Annotated in this window: 2 protein-coding genes; both read right to left on the bottom strand. The window is 70.3% G+C overall.

Annotated features, from left to right (window positions below):
* On the bottom strand, positions 1–1,849 hold a 1,849-nt coding region (locus tag ASG29_RS11480), incomplete at its 3' end, for a histidine kinase dimerization/phosphoacceptor domain -containing protein (protein ID WP_235532884.1).
* An 86-nt stretch (positions 1,850–1,935) separates the two neighbouring features.
* Entirely contained in the window at positions 1,936–2,931 is a 996-nt protein-coding gene (locus ASG29_RS11475; protein WP_055983887.1) for an NAD(P)H-dependent flavin oxidoreductase, read from the bottom strand.
* Between the last annotated feature and the right edge of the window lie 84 nt (positions 2,932–3,015).

Genomic DNA, 3,015 nt, shown 5'->3' with positions numbered 1-3,015 from the left:
CGATGTTCACCGCCCGGTCGGTCGGGATCAGCACCGGCGCCAGGTCGACGGTCATGTGGCGTGCCCAGCCCGCGCCCAGCGACGCCTTCAGGTCCTCGATCAGTTCGCCCAGGTACCGGCTGAGGTCCACGGTCTCGATCTGGTCGTCGTGATACAGCCGGCGATGGACCAGCGCGACCGCGGACAGGCGCGACCGCGCCTCGACCAGCTGGTCCGCGACGACGCCGGGACCGGCATCGCGCGCCTGGATCGACAGGAAGGAGGCGACCAGTTGCAGGCTGTTCTGCACGCGATGATCCACCTCGCGCATCAGCAAGTCCTTCTGCGCCAGCGCGGCGTCCTTTTCCGCCACGGTCTGCGTCAGTTCGGCGTTGAGGCGGCGCAGTTCGGCGGCGTCGCGCGCCTCGCGCAGCAGGCGGTGGAGCCGCCGCGCGGCCTCCACCTGTTCCAGCGTCCAGCGGCGGGTGCGGCCGCGCACCAGCTGCCGCCACGATTCGAACGAGGCGCGCGGGCGCAGCTGCTCCTGCGGATCGTGCCCGGCGGCCTTGTGCGGATTGCCCGCCCATTCGACCTCCTCGACCTCCTCCGCGCGCAGCCACAGCAGGATGGCGTCGCCCTGCCGCACCGCGAGGACGCCCGCGAGCGATCCGAACGACGCCGCGCCGGGCCAGTCGCGCCCCAGTTCACGGCTGGCGAAGACCGGTGCCTCGTCCCGGCGCGCGAGCCAGTGGCCGAATTCCATCAGCGTCTCGTCCGACGGCACCAGGCCGTCGCCGACCACGGTGCCGCCCTGCACCAGCGCGACGCCGTCGGCATCGAACATCCGCCGCAGTTCGGCGCCGCGCGCGCGTACCGCATCGGCGGGCGTGCCGCCGTTGAACAGCAGCGGGTGCAGCCCGTCCTCCCCCGCGCGCAGCGCCAGCCGCTCGCGATAGGCGACCGCCGCCTCCTTCCCGCGGATCTGCCGCGCCAGGTCGCCCGCCAGCGCCGCGGCGATCCCGCGCACCTCCCGCGACATCGTCCGCGGACTGTCGTGATGGCAGGCGACGAGGCCCCACAGGACGCCGTCGGACACGATCGAGATCGACGCCGACGCGCCCACCCCCATGTTGCGCAGATATTGCAGGTGGATGGGCGACACGCTGCGGATCGCGACGTCGCTCAGATCGAGGGTGTCGAACCCGGCGGGGCGCAGCGGCGCGGGCGCATAGTCGATGTCGGGGATCACGCGCGTGCGGTTGCGGACGTACAGGGCGCGCGCCTGCCGCGGGATGTCCGACGCGGGGAAATGGTGGTTCAGGAAACTGCCCAGCCGGGGATCGCGATCCTCCGCCACCACGACGCCCGCATCGTCGTCGCGGAAGCGGTAGATCATGACGCGGTCGAAGCCGGTCAGCTGGCGGAACGCCACGGCCGCCCGCTCGCACAAGGCGGCCAGCGTCGTCGCGCGTTCGAACCCGCCGCCGACCGCATCCAGCCATGCCAGCGTCCGGCCCGCGTCGCGCGCGTCGCCCAGCGGCTCCAGCTCGGCCAGCAGATAGCGGTCGGTCCGGTGGATCGCGACGGCATGGTCCCGCACCGGTTCCCCGAGCGCGGTGCCGCCCGGCCCCGGCGGCAGGGCACGGACCAGCGCGGCGATATCCTGTCGCAACAGGTCGGACAGCGGACGATCGTGCCAGTCGGGCGCCAGCCGCCCCTCCACATCGCCCGCCGCCGCGACGACCCGCAGCGACGCGGCGTCGGCGACGAGGAGGAGGCCGTGCGGCTGGACCGCGCCGGGGATGTGGATCGGTTCGCGGTCGCAGGCGGTCAGATCCAACCCGGGGGACGCATCAGGATTGGTAGCCATCGCCGATCCCATGGCATCGTTACGCCGCCATCACAACGACCGAGCCGATGCGATTGATGCAGATCAACCGTGCGAAAACGGCATTCCTATTCGGCGGCCTCCCGATATCGCGTCGTCATCGCCGACAGGCGGGCGTCGATGATCGCCTCCGCCTCCGCCACGATCCGGTCGACCAGATCCTTCACGGTCGGCACGTCGTGGATCAGGCCCTGCACCATCCCAGCCGACCAGATGCCGTCGTCGGTATCGCCGCGTTCCATCGCGGACACGCCGCGCTTTCCGGCGACGAGATGCTGCACGTCGCCGAACTCTGCATTCCCCGCACGCTCGATCGCGACGACCTCCTGGCTGACCTTGTTCTTCATCACGCGCGCGGTGTTGTGCAGCGTGCGGAAGATCAGGTCGGTCTGGCGTTCGTCGTTGGCGACCATCCGCTGCTTGAAGCTGTCGGGAATCTGCGCCTCCTGCGTCACGCAGAAGCGCGTGCCCATGTTGATGCCGTCCGCGCCCAGCGCCAGCGCGGCGACCAAGCCGCGGCCGTCGGCGAAACCGCCCGACGCCAGCATCGGCACCTTCACCTTGTTCGCGGCGGCGGGGATCAGGATCAGGCCGGGGATGTCGTCCTCGCCCGGATGGCCGGCGCATTCGAAGCCGTCGATGCTGATCGCATCGACGCCCATCCGCTCCGCGGACAGCGCGTGGCGGACCGCGGTGCATTTGTGGATGACCTTCACGCCGTGCGCCTTGAAATCGTCGACATGTTCCTGCGGCTTGTAGCCCGCGGTCTCGACGATCTTCACGCCGCCTTCGATGATCGCGCGGCGATATTCGGCATAGGGGGGCGGGTTGATCGTCGGCAGGATCGTGATGTTCACGCCGAACGGCTTGTCGGTCAGGTCGCGGGTCCGCTGAATCTCCTTCGCCAGCTCCTCCGGCGTGGGTTGCGTCAGCGCGGTGACGAAGCCCAGGGCCCCGGCGTTGGCGACCGCCGCAACGAGATGCGCCTTGCCCACCCACTGCATTCCGCCCTGCGCGATCGGATGCTCGATCCCGAACGCCTCGGTGAACCGCGTCTTCAGCATTGCCCTCTCCCTCGTAGCGTAACGTTTGTTATGTTGGTTGCGGCCGCAGCGCAACCCGATCCTCCCCGGCACGGGGAGGGGGAC

The sequence above is a fragment of the Sphingomonas sp. Leaf412 genome (assembly GCF_001425405.1).
Lineage (GTDB): Bacteria > Pseudomonadota > Alphaproteobacteria > Sphingomonadales > Sphingomonadaceae > Sphingomonas.
The sequence above is the reverse complement of the archived record's forward strand: the minus strand, read 5'-3'. Positions and strand labels throughout refer to the sequence as shown.